At 39.5% G+C, this 17,247-nt stretch carries 18 protein-coding genes; 13 read left to right on the top strand and 5 right to left on the bottom strand.

Annotation, left to right across the window (positions count from 1 at the left end; genetic code table 11):
- Positions 1 to 29: 29 nt before the first annotated feature.
- Positions 30 to 815: a 5'-nucleotidase C-terminal domain-containing protein gene (locus tag ACFQZJ_RS09435; protein ID WP_379934117.1), complete on the bottom strand. Its 786-nt coding sequence runs from the start codon at positions 813 to 815 to the stop codon at positions 30 to 32.
- A 45-nt stretch (positions 816 to 860) separates the two neighbouring features.
- On the opposite strand from ACFQZJ_RS09435, the gene ACFQZJ_RS09430 reads away from it, so the two are divergent.
- From ACFQZJ_RS09430 to ACFQZJ_RS09370, 13 genes are all read left to right on the top strand, one after another.
- Complete coding sequence (locus tag ACFQZJ_RS09430; protein WP_379934116.1) at positions 861 to 1,394, top strand: DUF6913 domain-containing protein; 534 nt, start codon at positions 861 to 863, stop codon at positions 1,392 to 1,394.
- Between the two features lie 2 nt (positions 1,395 to 1,396).
- Positions 1,397 to 2,287 carry a 4-hydroxy-tetrahydrodipicolinate synthase gene (gene dapA, locus ACFQZJ_RS09425; protein WP_379934115.1) on the top strand — a complete coding sequence of 297 codons (891 nt, stop codon included), beginning with the start codon at positions 1,397 to 1,399 and terminating at the stop codon, positions 2,285 to 2,287.
- Positions 2,288 to 2,409: 122 nt separating this feature from the next.
- Entirely contained in the window at positions 2,410 to 3,228 is an 819-nt protein-coding gene (locus ACFQZJ_RS09420) for an outer membrane protein assembly factor BamD (RefSeq protein ID WP_379934114.1), read from the top strand.
- A gap of 12 nt (positions 3,229 to 3,240) precedes the next feature.
- A complete protein-coding gene (locus tag ACFQZJ_RS09415) occupies positions 3,241 to 3,573 on the top strand; it encodes a DNA-directed RNA polymerase subunit omega (protein WP_379934113.1) in 333 nt (110 codons plus the stop codon).
- Positions 3,574 to 3,578: 5 nt separating this feature from the next.
- Positions 3,579 to 4,784: a bifunctional phosphopantothenoylcysteine decarboxylase/phosphopantothenate--cysteine ligase CoaBC gene (gene coaBC, locus ACFQZJ_RS09410; protein WP_379934112.1), complete on the top strand. Its 1,206-nt coding sequence runs from the start codon at positions 3,579 to 3,581 to the stop codon at positions 4,782 to 4,784.
- A complete protein-coding gene (gene porD / locus ACFQZJ_RS09405) occupies positions 4,777 to 5,670 on the top strand; it encodes a type IX secretion system protein PorD (RefSeq protein ID WP_379934111.1) in 894 nt (297 codons plus the stop codon). The genes coaBC and porD overlap by 8 nt, the downstream gene beginning before the upstream one ends.
- Before the next feature lie 55 nt (positions 5,671 to 5,725).
- The gene (gene recN, locus ACFQZJ_RS09400; RefSeq protein ID WP_379934110.1) at positions 5,726 to 7,378 is read left to right on the top strand and encodes a DNA repair protein RecN; all 1,653 of its coding nucleotides are present in this window, start codon (positions 5,726 to 5,728) and stop codon (positions 7,376 to 7,378) included.
- Positions 7,379 to 7,433: 55 nt separating this feature from the next.
- Positions 7,434 to 8,243: an enoyl-ACP reductase FabI gene (locus ACFQZJ_RS09395; protein ID WP_379934109.1), complete on the top strand. Its 810-nt coding sequence runs from the start codon at positions 7,434 to 7,436 to the stop codon at positions 8,241 to 8,243.
- 115 nt (positions 8,244 to 8,358) lie between these two features.
- Entirely contained in the window at positions 8,359 to 9,369 is a 1,011-nt protein-coding gene (locus ACFQZJ_RS09390; RefSeq protein WP_379934108.1) for a glycosyltransferase, read from the top strand.
- Positions 9,366 to 10,331 (top strand): CdaR family protein, encoded by a 966-nt coding sequence (locus tag ACFQZJ_RS09385; RefSeq protein WP_379934107.1) that lies wholly within the window; start codon positions 9,366 to 9,368, stop codon positions 10,329 to 10,331. The genes ACFQZJ_RS09390 and ACFQZJ_RS09385 overlap by 4 nt, the downstream gene beginning before the upstream one ends.
- Positions 10,328 to 10,912 carry a dephospho-CoA kinase gene (gene coaE, locus ACFQZJ_RS09380; RefSeq protein WP_379934106.1) on the top strand — a complete coding sequence of 195 codons (585 nt, stop codon included), beginning with the start codon at positions 10,328 to 10,330 and terminating at the stop codon, positions 10,910 to 10,912. Before ACFQZJ_RS09385 ends, coaE begins: the two co-directional genes overlap by 4 nt.
- An 83-nt stretch (positions 10,913 to 10,995) precedes the next feature.
- A complete protein-coding gene (locus ACFQZJ_RS09375; RefSeq protein ID WP_379934105.1) occupies positions 10,996 to 12,576 on the top strand; it encodes a sensor histidine kinase in 1,581 nt (526 codons plus the stop codon).
- 8 nt (positions 12,577 to 12,584) lie between these two features.
- The gene (locus ACFQZJ_RS09370; protein ID WP_379934104.1) at positions 12,585 to 13,298 is read left to right on the top strand and encodes a response regulator transcription factor; all 714 of its coding nucleotides are present in this window, start codon (positions 12,585 to 12,587) and stop codon (positions 13,296 to 13,298) included.
- Positions 13,299 to 13,436: 138 nt separating this feature from the next.
- Here ACFQZJ_RS09370 and ACFQZJ_RS09365 read toward each other — a convergent pair whose 3' ends face one another.
- The 4 genes from ACFQZJ_RS09365 to ACFQZJ_RS09350 form a co-directional block, all read right to left on the bottom strand.
- Complete coding sequence (locus ACFQZJ_RS09365; RefSeq protein ID WP_379934103.1) at positions 13,437 to 13,949, bottom strand: gluconokinase; 513 nt, start codon at positions 13,947 to 13,949, stop codon at positions 13,437 to 13,439.
- Between the two features lie 81 nt (positions 13,950 to 14,030).
- The gene (gene miaA / locus ACFQZJ_RS09360) at positions 14,031 to 14,954 is read right to left on the bottom strand and encodes a tRNA (adenosine(37)-N6)-dimethylallyltransferase MiaA (RefSeq protein WP_379934102.1); all 924 of its coding nucleotides are present in this window, start codon (positions 14,952 to 14,954) and stop codon (positions 14,031 to 14,033) included.
- On the bottom strand, positions 14,947 to 15,756 hold the full coding sequence (locus tag ACFQZJ_RS09355) for an ion transporter (RefSeq protein ID WP_379934431.1): 810 nt from the start codon (positions 15,754 to 15,756) through the stop codon (positions 14,947 to 14,949). The genes miaA and ACFQZJ_RS09355 overlap by 8 nt, the downstream gene beginning before the upstream one ends.
- A 74-nt stretch (positions 15,757 to 15,830) precedes the next feature.
- Positions 15,831 to 17,198 carry an exonuclease domain-containing protein gene (locus ACFQZJ_RS09350; protein ID WP_379934101.1) on the bottom strand — a complete coding sequence of 456 codons (1,368 nt, stop codon included), beginning with the start codon at positions 17,196 to 17,198 and terminating at the stop codon, positions 15,831 to 15,833.
- Positions 17,199 to 17,247: the final 49 nt, after the last annotated feature.

Genomic DNA, 17,247 nt, shown 5'->3' with positions numbered 1-17,247 from the left:
TATAAATGCCGATAGTATTTTTTTACCTGCTAGTCCATTTTATAAAAGCGGTTATCTATTTTTGGTGCAATCGTGTCCGCTTTAGTAAAATAATCGATCATGGCATTACGTATTTTATAGTCTAGTGCGGTAAATGAAAGTCCGTTTTTAAAAAACACCATATCATCTCCGCCGCTTACTAGGTAATCTGAAGTAGCTGCAAAGTAGGTAGTATTTACATCCAGAGGAACTCCATTGATCTTTATACTGTTCACCGTATCGTTTTTGTTCAAGATAATCTGTATTCCTGCAATAGGATGTGCCCGGGCACTTGTTACGAGATGATCAACCAGTTTAAGAACAGATTCTCCTGCAAGTTCTACGACCGCTATATTGTTTTCAAAAGGCATCACCTCATAAGCGGTTCTGGCCGTAACCTTACCTTTTGATATGCTAGCCCTTATACCGCCATGGTTCATGAACACAAAATCGATAGTCTTGCCCGTTCGTTTTTTAAAGATAGGGTTGGCTTCTGATAGCATAATATCTGCCATAAGATTACCTGCCGTGGTGTTGTATTTTCCGTCGTTTTTGGAGATGGTATAAGGGGCGAATGCCAAGGTACTATCTAGAATAACATTTATTCGTTCTCGGTAAGGTTTTACAAAGTCGGCTATGGTTTGTACGGTTACAGCGGTAGAATCGATGGCAAGTTGTTTTCCTTCAATGGATGTTAACGGAGGGTTGGCCCGTTTACAAGAGGCTAAAACCACAAATGTTACAAATATAACAAAATGTTCAATATTTAAAATTCTAAAGTGTTTTAACTTCGCCATACAGTTGAACGGATATTATTTACATTTGTAGAAATGTAAAAATACATGTTTTTAAAAGGAATTAAGGACAAGTTTAAACAGAAATCCGCGCGTAAATTTATACAGCAGACACTGTCTAAACCTACGGCCAAAAGCACAAGAAAAAAAGGGGTTAGAAAAATAGGATGCATCGTTGATCTGGATAAATTTGATAAAACGGATATGTTCTATGAGTTTTTAGAGGCGTTTAGTTTACAACCCAATGCGGTCAAAATCATTGGGTATAAAAGCTACTACGACAAAAATTCTCCTTACGCCACCCCGGTTTTTTCCGATAAGGACCTAGGCTGGAACGGGGATATAGAAAATAGTTACGCCTTGGAGTTCCTTAACGGGGAATATGATGTATTGGTGAACTATTACAACGAGAGTAATTTATTGTTGAATATCATGTCCTTAAAAACTGTGGCCCGTTTAAAAGTAGGATTTAAAGAAGTAGGGCCGGAGTTTAATGATTTAATGCTGGAAACAAAGATTTCCGATTTTAAAACCTTTAAAACCGAATTGAAAAAATATTTGGGGGTACTTAAAGAATTATAGCTATGGAAGAATTGAGGGGTACTGGTGTTGCTTTGGTTACGCCGTTCATGGAAAATGGTAGTATAGACGTGGAAGCCCTTTCCAAAATAGTGGTGCATTGCAAAAAAGGTAAAATCGACTATTTGGTAGCCTTGGGAACAACGGCGGAATCCGTTACCCTGTCCAAAGAAGAAAAACAAATTGTATTGGATACCGTGGTGGTTGCCAATAACGGGGAACTACCTTTAGTGGTAGGCATAGGGGGTAATGATACAAGAGCTGTTATGAAAGAACTCCAAACGTTGGACTTGAGCGATTTTTGCGCAATTCTTTCCGTTTCACCTTATTATAACAGACCTACCCAAGAAGGCATATATCAACATTTTAAGGCGCTTTCGCAAGTTTCGCCGTTACCTATAATCGTGTATAACGTGCCTGGCAGAACAGGTAGTAATATGCAGCCCGCTACTACGATCCGGTTGGCAAATGACTTGGAAAATATTATAGCTATAAAGGAAGCATCCGGCAATATGGTTCAGGTAATGGAACTTATCCAAAACAAACCAAAGGATTTTATGGTCATTTCAGGTGATGATATTACCGCACTGCCCACGATTTTAGCGGGAGGCGATGGTGTTATTTCCGTAATAGGGCAAGGACTGCCCCTGGAATTTTCTGAAATGGTTAGGTTAGGTCTAAAAGGAAATGCCAAGGAAGGGTACCGTTATCATTACCAACTACAGGAGGGAATGCACCTTATTTTTGAGGAAGGTAATCCCGCAGGCATAAAGGCTATGTTAGAGCTTTTGAACCTGGGCCGATGCGATGTGAGGTTACCGCTCATCGCCGTATCGAACGAGCTTAAAAAGAAAATTGGTCTCTTCATGTATTCGGTTTCCAAAATCCTAGCGTAATAGTTTACGTTAAAACTTACCCAAAAACCACAGGTGACAAACGGAATGCGCTTATTTTTGATAGTGTAAAAATGTTTTTTAAATCCGTTGGGAATCACTAATTTTGCAAAATGTTTTTTAGAATGAAACGATATTTTATTTTTTTGGTTTTGGCGGTAGCCTCACAATCTTGTAGCGAATACCAAAAAGTGCTTAAAAACGAGGATATAAAGCCGAAATACGACATGGCCGAAAAGTTCTATGGGGAAGGTGATTTTAAGCGTGCCAATAGATTGTTGGAACAGATTGCCCCAAAGTATATAGGCAAGCCGCAGGGAGAAAGGGTGATGTTTTTTTTGGCAAATAGTTATTTTGAATTGGATGATTACAACACCGCAGGATACCAGTTCGAGCGTTTTATTAAATCTTATCCTAAGAGTGATAAAAGCACGGAAGCTGCATTTTTAGGAGCCAGAAGCTACTATGAACTATCTCCGAACTATTCATTGGACCAAACGGATACCGACAAAGCGTTACTGAAATTACAAAACTTTATAAACGCATATTCGGAGTCCGAATATTTTGCACAGGCGAATGCCATGGCCCAGGAACTAACACAAAAGAAGGAGCGTAAGGCATACGAAATCGTAAAGCAGTATAACAAGCTTGGGGAATTTAATTACGATATGATCAAATCTGCAGTCGCGGCAAGTGAAAATTTCGCATCTGATTTTCCTGGTTCGGTTTACCGGGAGGAAGCACTGTTCGTTAAGGCCGATGCACTGACCCACATGGCCATGAATAGCTATCAAAGCTTACAAAAAGAACGCTTACAGAACGCTAAAGACGCTATTATGGCGTTTAAGAAGCAATACCCTAATTCTAAACTTGAGAAAGAAGTATCCGACTTGATGGAAAAAGTTGAAAACGGATTATTACAATTCACAGCAGAATCAAAATAAATAATTGCCATTATGAACATGAACGATTTAAAAAACTCGAAAGCTGCCGTATCAACGGTAACGATAAACAAGAACGAGTTCGACAGTAAAACCGATAATATTTACGAAGCTATTTCCATTGCCGCAAAGCGTGCCGTGCAGATCAATTCTGAAATAAAAAAGGAATTATTGGAGAAATTGGAGGAGTTTGCTACCTACAGCGATAGTCTTGAAGAGGTTTTTGAGAATAAAGAGCAGATAGAAGTGTCAAAGTTCTACGAAAAATTACCAAAACCACATGCCATGGCAGTAGAGGAGTGGTTGATGGATAAAATTTACCATAGAAATACCGAGAAAGACGGATAAGGATTATGTTAGGCGGTAAAAACATCCTTTTAGGCATTACCGGAGGGATTGCCGCGTACAAAACTACGTTCCTGGTTCGTTTAATGATAAAAGCTGGCGCTAACGTTAAGATCGTTCTTACCGATAGCGCCAGCTCTTTTGTTTCACCACTAACCTTGGCAACGCTTTCAAAAAATCCGGTAATTTCGGATTTTGTGAAGACAGAGGCCAACACCACGGATTGGAACAATCATGTGGAACTCGGTCTTTGGGCGGATCTTATGGTAATCGCTCCGGCCACGGCGAATACGATGTCCAAAATGGCTTCCGGAAATTGCGATAATTTACTTTTGGCAACCTATCTTTCTGCCAAATGTCCCGTTTTCTTTGCACCTGCCATGGATTTGGACATGTACAGGCATCCAAGTACCGTTACAACACTGAATACCTTACAGTCCTATGGCAATTATATGGTTCCGGCAACTTCGGGCGAGTTGGCAAGCGGTCTTCATGGCGAAGGAAGAATGGCAGAGCCAGAGGATATTATCGATTTTATAAAAAGACAACTTCAGGAGGGACTACCGCTTAGCCACAAGAAGGTGTTGATTACGGCGGGACCTACTTATGAGGCCATAGATCCCGTACGGTTTATCGGCAATCATTCTACCGGACTTATGGGTTTTGAATTGGCCAAACGTGCCGCACGGTTAGGAGCAACAGTAGTACTTGTTTCCGGACCTACCAAGTACTCGGTAGACCATGATAACATTTTGGTGACACCTGTCGTTTCTGCCCAGGAAATGTACGATAGCGCTCATCAGCATTACGCCGATGCCGACATTGTTATATGCGCGGCAGCTGTTGCGGATTACCGACCAAAGGTGGCGGCCACCCAAAAAATTAAGAAATCTGAGAATGAATTACAGATAGACCTCGTAAAAACCAAGGATATCCTTTTTTCTTTGGGCCAGGTAAAGAAACACCAGTATCTCGTAGGTTTTGCACTGGAAACCGAAAACGAAATAGAAAACGCTAAAAGAAAACTAAAACGTAAGAATCTAGATGCCATTGTTCTAAATTCCCTCAACGATAAAGGAGCAGGTTTTGGTGGTACTACCAATAAAATTAGCTTTTTAGATACCAATTCCGGAATACGGACGTTTGAATTAAAAACCAAGGCAGCCGTTGCCGAGGATATTTTTAATGAAATCATTAAAAGACGCTATGCGTAAGCTGTTATTTTTCCTTCTTTTTGGTATTTTCCTTAACTCCTTGCATGCACAAGAGTTGAACGCTACCATTACGGTAAACGCCGACCAAGTGTCCCAGACCAACCAACAGATTTTTCAAACCCTTCAACGGTCTTTGACCGATTTCGTTAACAAGACCAAATGGACAAATAGGGTGTACAAGGAAAATGAAAAGGTAAATGCCCAAATTTTCATCACAATAACGGAATACGAATCGGATCGTTTTACGGGTACTATTCAATTACAGTCCTCTAGACCTGTTTTCAACACCTCTTATGAAACTACGGTATTCAATTACAAGGATAATCAGTTTAATTTTCAGTATGTAGAGTTTCAGCCTTTGGTGTTCAACGAAAATGTTTTTGAGTCCAACCTCGTTGCGGTCTTGGCCTACTACGCCTATATTATGTTAGGATTGGATGCCGACACCTTTTCTTTGGAAGGTGGGACGGATTATTTTAGAAAAGCACAGCAGATTACAACCCAGGCACAGGGAAGTAATTATGCAGGTTGGAACCAATCCACCTCCGACAATAGGACGCGCTTCGATTTTATAAGCGATATCCTTTCCAACACGTATAAGGAATATCGTGTGGCCATGTATAACTACCATAGAAAAGGTCTTGATATTTTAGGCGATAACAATAGTACGGGAAAACAGGTCATTGCGGGTACCATCAATTTGTTTGAAATTATGGTAAAAAGAAGGCCCAACGCCTTTTTGGTACAAACGTTTTTTGATGCCAAATCCGAAGAAATACAGAGTATATTTTCAGACGGACCAAAAGTGGACATCGTTAAACTCAAAGAGACCCTCAACAGTGTAGCACCTTTTTACTCTGGCACATGGAACGATATTAGTTATTAGTCCCTTTTTTCACTTCAGAATATAGAGTACCTTTGTACTACTAAATTCGTAATCTGTGCTAGCCAATCTCTCCATTGAAAATTATGCATTAATAGACAGTTTAGAAGTGCATTTGGCTTCTGGTTTTACTGTAATAACAGGTGAAACCGGGGCCGGAAAATCTATATTACTAGGCGGACTTTCTTTGGTGTTGGGCAAGCGTGCGGATTTGTCTTCCTTACGTAACAAAGAACAAAAATGTATTGTAGAAGCGCATTTTTCAATAAGTGATTATGGTCTGCGATCGTTTTTTGGCGAGAACGATCTGGATTATGAAGAAACGACCATCATTAGAAGAGAAATCTTGCCTAGCGGCAAATCACGTGCATTCATTAACGATACACCCGTAACCTTGGATGTCCTTTCTAGCTTGGGGGATCAATTGATAGATGTACATTCCCAGCACCAGACCATGCGGTTGACCGAAAACGATTTTCAGTTTAAACTAATCGATGCACTTGCCAACAATAAAACGCGACTCTCCCAATATTCAAAAACCCTAAAAGCCTATACCGAGGAGCAAAAAGAGCTGGAGGATTTAATCGCTTTTCAGCAAAACGCTACTAAAGAACAGGATTACAATACGTTTTTACTTACCGAGTTGGAGGCTGCACCATTGAAGGAAGGCATACAGGAAGAACTGGAAACCCAATACGAACAGCTTAACAATGTTGAGTTGATCAAAGAAGAGCTATCCAAGGGAGATCAACTTTTTAATGATGAGCAGATCGGTGTACTTTCTTTAATGTCGGAAGCACGATCGGCACTTTCAAGATTAGCGGGTTTCGGAAAACAATATGCAGGTCTGTACGAAAGAGTACAATCCGTTTTTATAGAATTAGACGATATAAATACAGAATTACAGGCGTTTCAGGAAGCCGTGGAATCCGACCCAGGACTATTGGAAGAGGTAAATACAAAGCTACAGCTGCTGTACAACTTACAAAAAAAGCATGGGGTTTCAGAAATTTCGGAGCTTATAGCGATTAGGAACCAATTGTCCGATAGCTTATACGAAACTGCAAATGTCGAAGAAAAAATAGCTATAAAGACCAAAAGGCTGCAGGAGTTGGAGAAAGCTCTAAAAGAACAGGGAACGGAATTGAATAAAAAACGAAATGGGGTTATTGCACAATTAAAAAAACAATTGGAAGAAGACCTTGCCCTTTTGGGAATGCCAAGTGCTTCCTTTCAAATTACTTTAAACGCAACCAATAGCTTTAAAGCTAACGGCATGGACGAGCTTTCTTTTTTGTTTACCGCAAACAAAGGAGGTTCCTATGGCTTGCTTAAAAAAGTAGCGTCCGGAGGGGAACTTTCCCGTATAATGTTGGTCATTAAAGCGATTTTGGCCAAATACGAAAAGTTGCCTACAATCATGTTCGATGAAATAGATACCGGGGTTTCCGGGGAGATCTCCAACCGAATGGCGGATATTATGAAAGACATGAGTTCCGAAATGCAAGTATTCTCCATTACACATCTACCACAAGTAGCTTCAAAAGGCCATCACCATTTTAAGGTATATAAGACAGATGAAAAGGAAGGAACTCGTACAAATATGAAAAAACTTCTCCACGAGGAGCGTGTGCTGGAAATAGCTGAAATGTTGGGCGGCAAAGAAGTGTCGGACTCTGCTATGGCCCATGCTAGGGAGTTGCTTAATTAGTAGGCATATTTTAAATATCTTTGAATTTTACGTTTAACAAAGTAGCAAAACATATATGGCATACAATTTATTAAAAGGGAAACGAGGAATTATATTCGGCGCATTGGATGAAAAATCCATTGCTTGGAAAACAGCGATGAGCGTACACGCAGAAGGTGGGACCTTTGTGTTGACAAATGCCCCAATTGCTATGAGAATGGGCCAGATAAACGAATTAGCGGAAAAAACCGGTGCTCAAATTATTCCGGCAGATGCTACCAATGTAGATGATTTGGATAATTTGGTCGCCAAAGCGCAAGAAATTTTAGGAGGTAAATTGGACTTTGTACTGCATTCTATAGGTATGTCCGTAAATGTTAGAAAAGGAAGGGCATACACAGATGAAAAATATGATTTCACAGCTAAGGGCTGGGATGTTTCGGCATTGTCCTTTCATAAAGTAATGCAATCTTTATATAAAGCGGACGCAATGAACGAGTGGGGAAGTATTGTGGCCCTTACCTATATGGCCGCTCAGCGCGTTTTCCCTGATTATAACGATATGGCAGATAACAAGGCTTACTTGGAATCTGTAGCCCGTAGTTTTGGGTATTTCTTTGGAAAAGAGAAAAATGTTCGTGTAAATACGATTTCACAATCTCCAACACCCACTACTGCAGGGCAAGGTGTAAAAGGATTCGATGGCTTTATTAGTTATGCCGAAAAAATGTCCCCTTTAGGGAATGCTTCCGCACAAGACTGTGCCGATTACACCCTTACGCTTTTTTCGGACCTGACCCGCAAGGTAACGATGCAAAATCTTTTCCATGATGGTGGTTTTTCCAATACCGGAGTTAGTCAAGAAGTAATAGAAAAATTCTCTTAGAGTGATGTAGGCCAATCATACTATTTGCCGGAAGGCGAGTTCAAAATTAATACTTTTAAACGCATACCTAGATGGTCAGAACCTAGGTTTTTGATTAACCGATATAAAAGTAAAAATGCAATTATCTTTTTCTTTTATTATCCCTGTTTACAATAGGCCCGAAGAAATAAGGGAGCTTTTAGAAAGCCTTTGTAAGCAGACGTACACCAAGCGTTTTGAAGTGGTTATCGTAGAGGATGGCTCCACCATACCTTCCGATTCCGTTAGTTCTGAATACAACGGTATTTTGGAAATTTCTTACTTTCAGAAACCTAATTCGGGACCAGGAGATTCCAGAAATTACGGGATGCGGTTGGCAAAGGGAAACTATTTTATAGTCTTGGATTCCGACTGTATTTTACCACCGGAATATTTGGAACGGGTAGAGAAAAGTTTAGAAAAGGAATTTGTGCATTGTTATGGCGGTCCGGATGCGGCTCACGATTCTTTTTCGGATATCCAGAAGGCCATAAACTACGCGATGACTTCTTTTTTCACCACTGGTGGCATACGTGGTAGTAAAAAATCAATAAATAAATTTCAGCCGCGGAGTTTCAATATGGGTATTTCCAAAGAAACTTTTAACACCGTAGGCGGATACGGAAATATTCATCCTGGGGAGGATCCTGATCTAACCATCCGTATTTGGAATAAAGGGTTTACTACCAAATTGATCCCAGAGGCTTACGTATATCATAAAAGACGTATAGATTGGCACAAATTTTACGTACAAGTAAATAAATTTGGAATGGTACGTCCCATTTTGAACAAATGGCATCCCCAAACGGCTAAGCTTACCTATTGGTTTCCCAGTTTGTTCTGTTTTGGCTTTATCTTGGCCCTTGGCTTTTCGTTTCTAGGTATTTTATGGCCATTGGTCTTATTTGGTATCTATTTCTTTATATTGTTTGTTGATGCCTTGGCAAAGACAAGGAGTTTTATGATTGCCCTTTTGGCATTATTTGCTACGGGCATTCAATTCTTAGGGTACGGGTATGGTTTTTTAAAATCGACCGTACATATTACATTTAGAAAAAGTGCGCCACAAGACATTTTTCCTAAGTTATTTTTTAAAACAAATTCTTGATTTTGATCGTAGAACGGATAAAAACAGCATTAAAAAAGAGAAAAGTAAAGGTGTTCTCGCTTTTTTTGCTTTTTTCTACCCTTGCCTGGCTTATTAACAATCTATCTCAGTCTTTTGTTAGCAATACAAGCTTTGAACTGGAATATGTGAATACACCGGATGCCTTTTTACTTACCCAGACTCCTAGGGAGGCAATAGATGTAAGGCTAAGGGCCATAGGTTTTCAGTTTGTAGGTTTTGAAATACGAAAACGTAAGGTTCAAATAGACCTTTCCAACATAAGCGTAAAAGGTGATCGATATTTTATTTTACCTAAAGTATACAGAAAACAGATAGAAAGGCAATTGCCGAATAGTATGGAGGTACTACAAATGGATAACGATACCCTTTTCATTCCGTTGATGGAACTCATTGTGAAAGAGGTGCCGGTTATTCCAAGAACCAATGTTGAATTGGCTACGAACTATATGTTAAACGGCCCTATAACAGTTGCGCCACCAACAGTCAAGCTAAGAGGTCCAAAAAGCGAGGTAGATACAATAACCGCTATAAGAACGTCATTTATGAACTTAGAAAACGTAAGTAATGACTTTTCTCAAGAACAAGCTTTGGTATTACATAGGGATTTAACAAAATCGAACCTAGCACCTCCCACAGTTATCATTTCCGGTAGGGTTCTTCGCTTTTCGGAGAAGGTGCTTTCTGTTCCAGTGGTTATGGTGAATGTTCCGGACAGTGTAAAGGTTCGTATGTTTCCCAATGAAGTGAAAGTGCTGTGCCAAGGCACTATTGAGGCCTTGAAGGATCTAAATCCGAATGATTTTAAGATTATTTCCGATTATAACCAAATAGCGTCTGCCAAGGATAATAAACTCCCATTGCTTATGGAAAACTTTCCGGATAAATTAAGTACGGCTACACTGGTTACCAATGAGGTGGAATTTATATTAAGACGGGAATGATGTTGGTAGGACTCACAGGTGGCATAGGAAGCGGTAAATCTACGGTTGGAAAATTATTGGAAGACTTGGGGGTGCCCGTTTATAACTCCGATATAGAGGCCAAGCGATTAATGAACACTTCAAAGGTGTTGCGTAGAAAAATAGTTCAACTACTAGGAGAAGAGGCCTTTGTTGATGATACGCTCAATAGGGCTTATATCGCTAAAAAGGTATTCAACGATAAGGCACTTTTAGAAAAATTGAACGGAATCGTACATCCAGCAGTTCGGAAACATTTTTTAAGATGGGCCAAAAAGAAAGATCATCCGTATGTGGTACAGGAAACGGCCTTGCTGTTCGAAAATGGAATGCAGGACTATTATGACAAGACGGTTTTGGTTACCGCACCCAAGGATATTCGTATAAAACGGATAATGGAAAGGGACGGAAGCACGCGACAACAGGTTTTGGACCGGATGGACAATCAGTTGGACGATGCTATAAAATTACCTTTGGCCGATTATGTGCTGGAGAATATTGAGCTAGATAAAATTAAGGGGAAAGTTCAAGCGCTCAACATCGCTCTCCTTGAATATTGCTAGGTTCTAAGGCATTTTAACATTTATGTTAAGCTTAGGTTAAACCCGCCTTTTCCCTTATACTAAATCTGTAATTTTAACACTCAATGAACAAGAGGTTATTTGTGATCTTGGTTATATTGATGAGTTCATCGCTCATCGGATTGATAGTTGTCCAAAGTCTATGGATAAATAAATCGGTCGAGGACAAGGAAGAACAGTTTTCAAACATGGTATCGGAGGCGCTTAATAGCGTAACCGATAAGATCTCGGAACGTGAGACCAAGAATTATTTTGATCGATACCTACAGGCAAGGGATAGTGTTGGGGAATTAGTGGATACACAGTTTACAAACTTCTTTTTTATTGATAGGGATGTAAATTCCAACGAAATCTTATTATACGAACATGGTATACTAGAGGAGGACTATAGCATTTCCTCAACGTTCTTTGATAATCCCAATGGTAGCGATACCATTATAAAAAATTTTACCAGTAAACGTACCACTTCGATTTTTAAGGAGGATTATGATTTAGACGGGAAGAAGAGTTTTATGTTAACACCGCAACAGCGGGTAGAAAAAATTGGTGGTCTGTCCGAATTTGACAAACTAGCGCTAAAAGATCTTTTTAATACCTACGCCAAAAGAGAGCCCATACATAAACGTGTATCCAAACAGGAAATAGAGTTGCTTATGCAGCGGGAACTGGAAAATAGAGGTTTGGATATTAGTTTTGAATATGGGATCTATAGCAATGGTTTGCCAACAAAGGTGAAATCAAAGAAGTTTAAGTACTCGGAAAAGAATATTTATAGGGCACACATGTTCACCGATATGGAAGGGAGTTCCAATTTTGACCTTTTGGTTTCCTTTCCCGAGAAAAAGCGTTTTTTGGTCAGTTCTATTTTGGGAATGGCATTGTTGTCCTTATTGTTTACCTTAATCATTGTTATCGCTTATTCCGGTGCTATTTATCAATTGATTAAGCAAAAGCAGATATCCGAGATAAAAACGGATTTCATAAATAACATGACACATGAGTTTAAAACACCTATTGCAACCATAAATTTAGCTGTTGAGGCGATTAAAAATCCCAAGATTATAGTAGACCAGGAAAAGGTGAACCGCTACCTTACCATGATCAGGGACGAGAACAAAAGAATGCATGCCCAAGTAGAAAATGTATTGCGAATCTCTAAATTGGAAAGGAATCAATTGGATATTAGTAAGGATAGGGTAGATGTGCACGACATAATAAACGATGCCATTACGCATGTAGAATTGATTGCGAAAGATAGGGGAGGCTATATACATACGCATTTGGAGTCCGAACGGTCCGAAGTTTTGGCAAACGAAATGCACTTTACCAACGTTATCGTAAATATGTTGGACAATGCCATAAAATATTCCGAAGAGGCACCAAAAATAGACGTGTACACCGAAAAAGTAAAAAACTATATTATCATTAAGGTGCAGGACCAAGGATCCGGAATGAGTAAAGCGGTTCTAAAAAGGGTTTTTGAAAAATTCTATAGAGAACATACCGGAGATGTACACAACGTTAAGGGACACGGCTTAGGTCTTGCCTACGTAAAGAAAATAGTAGATGATCACCAAGGGGAGGTCTACGTAGAAAGTGAAAAAGGAAAAGGAAGCACTTTCTTCGTAAAACTACCTTTAATTTAAAAAATAGTATGGAAACAGTAAACAAGAAAATACTTTTAGTAGAGGACGATCCAAATTTTGGAATTGTACTTAAGGATTATTTGTCAATGAACGATTTTGACGTTACGTTGGCAAAGAACGGAATGGAAGGCTTTGAGAAATTCAAGAAAGATAATTATGACATTTGTATTTTGGATGTCATGATGCCCTATAAGGATGGTTTCACCTTAGCCAAGGAAATCCGTGAAAAGAACGAGAACGTGCCTATAGTTTTTCTTACGGCCAAAACGATGAAGGAAGATGTACTTAAAGGCTATAAGGCAGGGGCGGATGATTACTTGAACAAGCCCTTTGACTCCGAAGTGCTTTTAATGAAGCTAAAGGCCATTCTTCAGCGTAAAGCTTCCAATAGCTTGGCCGATAGTAAAAAATTTGAATTCACCATCGGTGGTTTTCACTTAAATTCTAAACTAAGATTCTTAAAATATAAGGATACCGAGGCGATTAAACTGTCGCCAAAAGAAAACGAACTATTGCGTTTATTGGCGCTTCATGAAAATGATTTAATGCCACGGGAACTGGCCTTGACCAAAATTTGGAGAGACGACAATTACTTTACCTCCAGAAGTATGGATGTGTATATCGCCAAATTGCGCAAATATTTGAAGGTTGACGACACGGTTGAAATATTGAATATCCATGGAGAAGGTTTCCGATTGGTCGTAAAAACGGAGGGGGAGTAACTACGCTTCGTTAACCGTTTGGCCGGAGTCTTTCTGTTTTTAGACCAATGCTAATGTTTTTACCTTGGACAAAAGTAAATTCAGTTCCGTTTTGTACTGTATATTGTGGAGGGTAATTTTTTAGGTGGAGCCGTCGCTTTAAAAAAATACCCTTTCCATGAACTCGTTTACAATTTGTTCCGGATTCTTTAGTATCGATATTATAATAGCGTTTGAAGGTTCTTCTAAAGTATCAAATTGGGATTGTAATAATTCTAGGGGCATAAAATGACCTTTTCGGCTCAAAAGACGTTCTCTAATGGCATCAATATTTCCCTTTAAATATAATAGCTCAAAACCGTTCTCCAAGCCTTTTTTAAGCTGTTTCCTATACGTTTCCTTTAATGCGGAGCATACAATTACAGCGCCTGTTTCCTCATGCTCCTTGGCAATCTGGTTAAGGCGTTCCAACCAACCTTGGCGGTCGGTATCGTTTAATGCCTCTCCCCGGGACATTTTGATTATATTGGATTTTGGATGAAAGTCGTCACCGTCAAAAAATGCGTAACCTAAACGTTCGGCCAAAAGGCTACCTACGGTAGATTTTCCGCTACCGGAAACTCCCATAACGTATATAGTCTTAGGTCTGTTCATGCTATGTTTAAATTCCATAATCCAGAGTTAAGCCCGACTATCGTCCGCGTATTTCTTCAGGGCCTACCAAAAGTTGTAACAGATGTTCTTTCAAAATCCTTACGAGAACGCTACGGCCTGGTTTACATGTTCTGCTATACTTTCTAATTGATGTTCACGATTTGTGTTACTATCCACCCATAAGATCTGTTCATTTTTCTTGAACCATGTAAGCTGCCGCTTTGCAAAGCGTCTGGTATTTTTCTTTATTTCGGATACAGCCGTTTCATAACTCCAAATACCATCAAAATACGTAAAAAGTTCTTTGTACCCAACCGTCTGCAAAGCGTTAAGCGCCCTATTTGGGAACAATGCTTTTGCTTCCTCTTCCAAACCTAGGGCCATCATAGTATCGACCCTTCGGTTTATTGCATCGTATATATGTGGTCTATCCGCTTTTAGGCCTACGGTTATCGTTTTAAAATCGCGCGCTTTCTTCGGTTTGTTTAAAAAGCTCGTATATGGTTTTCCCGTACCAAGACATATTTCTAAGGCACGTATTAGCCTATGGGGGTTGTTTAGGTCTACCGTTTTATAATAACTACCGTCTAGTTGTTCAAGTTTTTTTTGAAGTGATACGATACCGGATTCCTTAAATTCTTGGTTAAGTTGTTCCCGTATTTCCGAATCTACGATCGGGAATTTATCCATACCTTTCGTTATTGCATCAACATATAAACCGCTGCCACCGACCATAATAACAATACTTTGGTTCTTGAAAAGGTGATTCAGCAAGGCTATGCCATCCCTCTCAAAATCTCCCACTGAAAAGGCATCCTTTATGCTTTTGTGTTGTATAAAATGATGCTTTGCCGCACTTAGCTCTGCTAGCGAGGGTACCGCGGTTCCGATAGTCATTTCTTTGAAAAACTGTCTCGAATCTGCAGATAGGATTTCGGTCCGGTAATGTTGCGCTAGCGAAATTGCTAACTTGGTTTTACCTATGGCCGTAGGCCCTACTACGGAAATAAGGAGCTTACTCATGTAATAAATTACCACAGTTATAACAATGTACGGCATCATCCCTATGACCTTCTTTGGAGCAATAGGTACAACATTGTGTATTCAAGTGTATGCCATGCTTATTTGTCCCAGCGCTTATGGACCCATCTTTTTTCTTTTCCTCTGCAGTGCCTTGTCCTGCTGCAAACTCCGCGCTAACGATACCAGTAGGAACTGCGATAATGCCATACCCCAAAACCATGATTATAGTTGCAATGAACTGACCTAAATTGGTTTCAGGCGCAATATCACCATAACCTACTGTTGTCAACGTTACTATAGTCCAATAAATACTTCTAGGGATACTTGTAAAACCAGCCTCTTCACTTTCTATTAAATACATGATCGTACCCATTATAACCGAAAGTATAAGGACTACATAAATAAATACAACGATTTTTGTCCTGCTAGCCTTCAACGCCTGTTTTAACTGCGAGGCTTCACCAATAAATTTTACCAATTTTAATATTCTGAAAATACGGAGCATCCTAAATATTCTAAAGGCCAATAATACTTGGGAACCAGCGAACAAATAGGACAGGTAAAGCGGAATTGTGGAAATAAAATCAATAACACCGTAAAAACTGAATATGTACTTAAAAGGCTTACGTATAGAAATAATTCGAGCTATATATTCTATGGTAAAAAAAATGGTTACAACCCATTCTAGAAACAATAATTCCCTATGGTATTTTACGTCGATTTCTTTTACACTTTCCAGCATAATCAAAACAACACTTAGCAGGATTAATATGATTAGGATAAGATCAAACCATTTCCCCATAGGGGTATCGGCTTCATAAATAATCTCATGTAGCTTTTCCCGCCAGCCAAGTTTGGATGTTTCTTGTTTCAATTTTACGCGTTAATAGGAATTGTTTTTAAAATACGTTTCTTTCTTAGATAGGATTCTATAATAAAATTAGCGTTAACGGTTCCGTTCATAGGTGTAATCAACGTTTCTAAGATAGACATATTATTTATTTGATGGTTTAGATCATAGTAGCCTAAGCCTACTAAAGCCCCCTTTTTAATTAAAATAACACTGTTTTCACCTATTTTTCGACCCGTATCGATTAAAAGTACATCTTTCCCCTTTAAGGTATATTTTGCCAGCGCATCTGCAACGCGAAGGTTATAGGTTTCCGAAACTTCCTTTTGGATGCAGGCTCCGTGACATTCATTATCGTCATAAGCCGCACAGTTTTTTCTGGCCTCGCTTATTCCGTTCAATTTATCGCAAAGGGTAAATTCCTTGGTGATTTTGTGTAAGTGATTTTGTGCACTAAAAACTCCGTTGAAGGTACCGCTAGGCCTTTTACAATCGGACAAGGGTTGCACCCTTAATTCTATATACCCACCTTCGTTTATTTTAGAGCATAAGGTATGGGAGAACATTCTCTTTTTGGGCAATGAGTTGTATTTAGGTTTGTTTTTATTGAGTTCTTGGTGCTCTTTTAGTAATGCGATGAGTTCGCTGCCGGTACGTTCGAACGTAACTTTTTTTGTCTCTTTTACCAATTTTCTAGACCGATTACCACTTTTGGTAAACAACTGGTTTACCCGTTTTTTGATATCGGTACTGCGACTTAGGTAAATGATATCCCCGTCCTTATTATGCATATAAAATACACCGGTTTCATTGGGCATGCGCTGCACGATATCCAGTTGCTTCTCGGAAAGTTCGCCATGCGCCTCTTTTCTAATAACGTCCTGTATAATTATTTTCTCACTATCCTTTGCCAGCAAGAGCTGAAATAATTTAATCGTTGCCAGCGCATCGCCGTTTGCCCTATGCCTATCGGTTACGGGAATACCCAAAGATCGCACCAATTTACCTAGACTATAGGACTCGGCATCTGGCAGCAAGGTTTTGGAAAGGTCTACCGTGCAAAGGGTCTTACGTTGGTAGTTATAGCCTAAACGTCTAAATTCCGTTCTTAAAATTCGATAATCGAACTGCGCGTTATGGGCTACTAGTACCGCGTCTTGGGTGATCTCCACAATGCGTTTGGCCACCTCGTGAAATTTAGGTGCGGTACGTAACATTTTATTATTGATTCCTGTAAGATTCACAACAAAAGGCTGAATCTCTTTTTCAGGATTTACCAGACTAATAAAGGTGTCCACTACGTGGTGCCCATCAAATTTATGTATAGCAATTTCCGTGATACCTTCCTCATTGTACTTTCCTCCTGTTGTTTCAATATCTAAAATTGCGTACATTTTGATTTTTGGCTATTATTCTCTTTAAACCGACCGGCCGATTAACATA

The organism is Maribacter chungangensis, from assembly GCF_042676845.1.
GTDB classification, from domain to species: Bacteria; Bacteroidota; Bacteroidia; order Flavobacteriales; family Flavobacteriaceae; genus Maribacter; species Maribacter chungangensis.
Note: the sequence above shows the minus strand (reverse complement) of the source record. Positions and strands in the feature narration are given on the sequence as shown.

Excerpts from the sequence above, each read along its gene's own strand:
- ACFQZJ_RS09435 (WP_379934117.1), bottom strand. The coding sequence starts at position 815 with ATGGCGAAGTTAAAACACTTTAGAATTTTAAATATTGAACATTTTGTT.
- ACFQZJ_RS09430 (WP_379934116.1), top strand. The coding sequence starts at position 861 with ATGTTTTTAAAAGGAATTAAGGACAAGTTTAAACAGAAATCCGCGCGT.
- dapA (WP_379934115.1), top strand. The coding sequence starts at position 1,397 with ATGGAAGAATTGAGGGGTACTGGTGTTGCTTTGGTTACGCCGTTCATG.
- ACFQZJ_RS09420 (WP_379934114.1), top strand. The coding sequence starts at position 2,410 with ATGAAACGATATTTTATTTTTTTGGTTTTGGCGGTAGCCTCACAATCT.
- ACFQZJ_RS09415 (WP_379934113.1), top strand. The coding sequence starts at position 3,241 with ATGAACATGAACGATTTAAAAAACTCGAAAGCTGCCGTATCAACGGTA.
- coaBC (WP_379934112.1), top strand. The coding sequence starts at position 3,579 with ATGTTAGGCGGTAAAAACATCCTTTTAGGCATTACCGGAGGGATTGCC.
- porD (WP_379934111.1), top strand. The coding sequence starts at position 4,777 with ATGCGTAAGCTGTTATTTTTCCTTCTTTTTGGTATTTTCCTTAACTCC.
- ACFQZJ_RS09395 (WP_379934109.1), top strand. The coding sequence starts at position 7,434 with ATGGCATACAATTTATTAAAAGGGAAACGAGGAATTATATTCGGCGCA.
- ACFQZJ_RS09390 (WP_379934108.1), top strand. The coding sequence starts at position 8,359 with ATGCAATTATCTTTTTCTTTTATTATCCCTGTTTACAATAGGCCCGAA.
- coaE (WP_379934106.1), top strand. The coding sequence starts at position 10,328 with ATGATGTTGGTAGGACTCACAGGTGGCATAGGAAGCGGTAAATCTACG.
- ACFQZJ_RS09375 (WP_379934105.1), top strand. The coding sequence starts at position 10,996 with ATGAACAAGAGGTTATTTGTGATCTTGGTTATATTGATGAGTTCATCG.
- ACFQZJ_RS09370 (WP_379934104.1), top strand. The coding sequence starts at position 12,585 with ATGGAAACAGTAAACAAGAAAATACTTTTAGTAGAGGACGATCCAAAT.
- ACFQZJ_RS09365 (WP_379934103.1), bottom strand. The coding sequence starts at position 13,949 with ATGGAATTTAAACATAGCATGAACAGACCTAAGACTATATACGTTATG.
- miaA (WP_379934102.1), bottom strand. The coding sequence starts at position 14,954 with ATGAGTAAGCTCCTTATTTCCGTAGTAGGGCCTACGGCCATAGGTAAA.
- ACFQZJ_RS09355 (WP_379934431.1), bottom strand. The coding sequence starts at position 15,756 with ATGGGGAAATGGTTTGATCTTATCCTAATCATATTAATCCTGCTAAGT.
- ACFQZJ_RS09350 (WP_379934101.1), bottom strand. The coding sequence starts at position 17,198 with ATGTACGCAATTTTAGATATTGAAACAACAGGAGGAAAGTACAATGAG.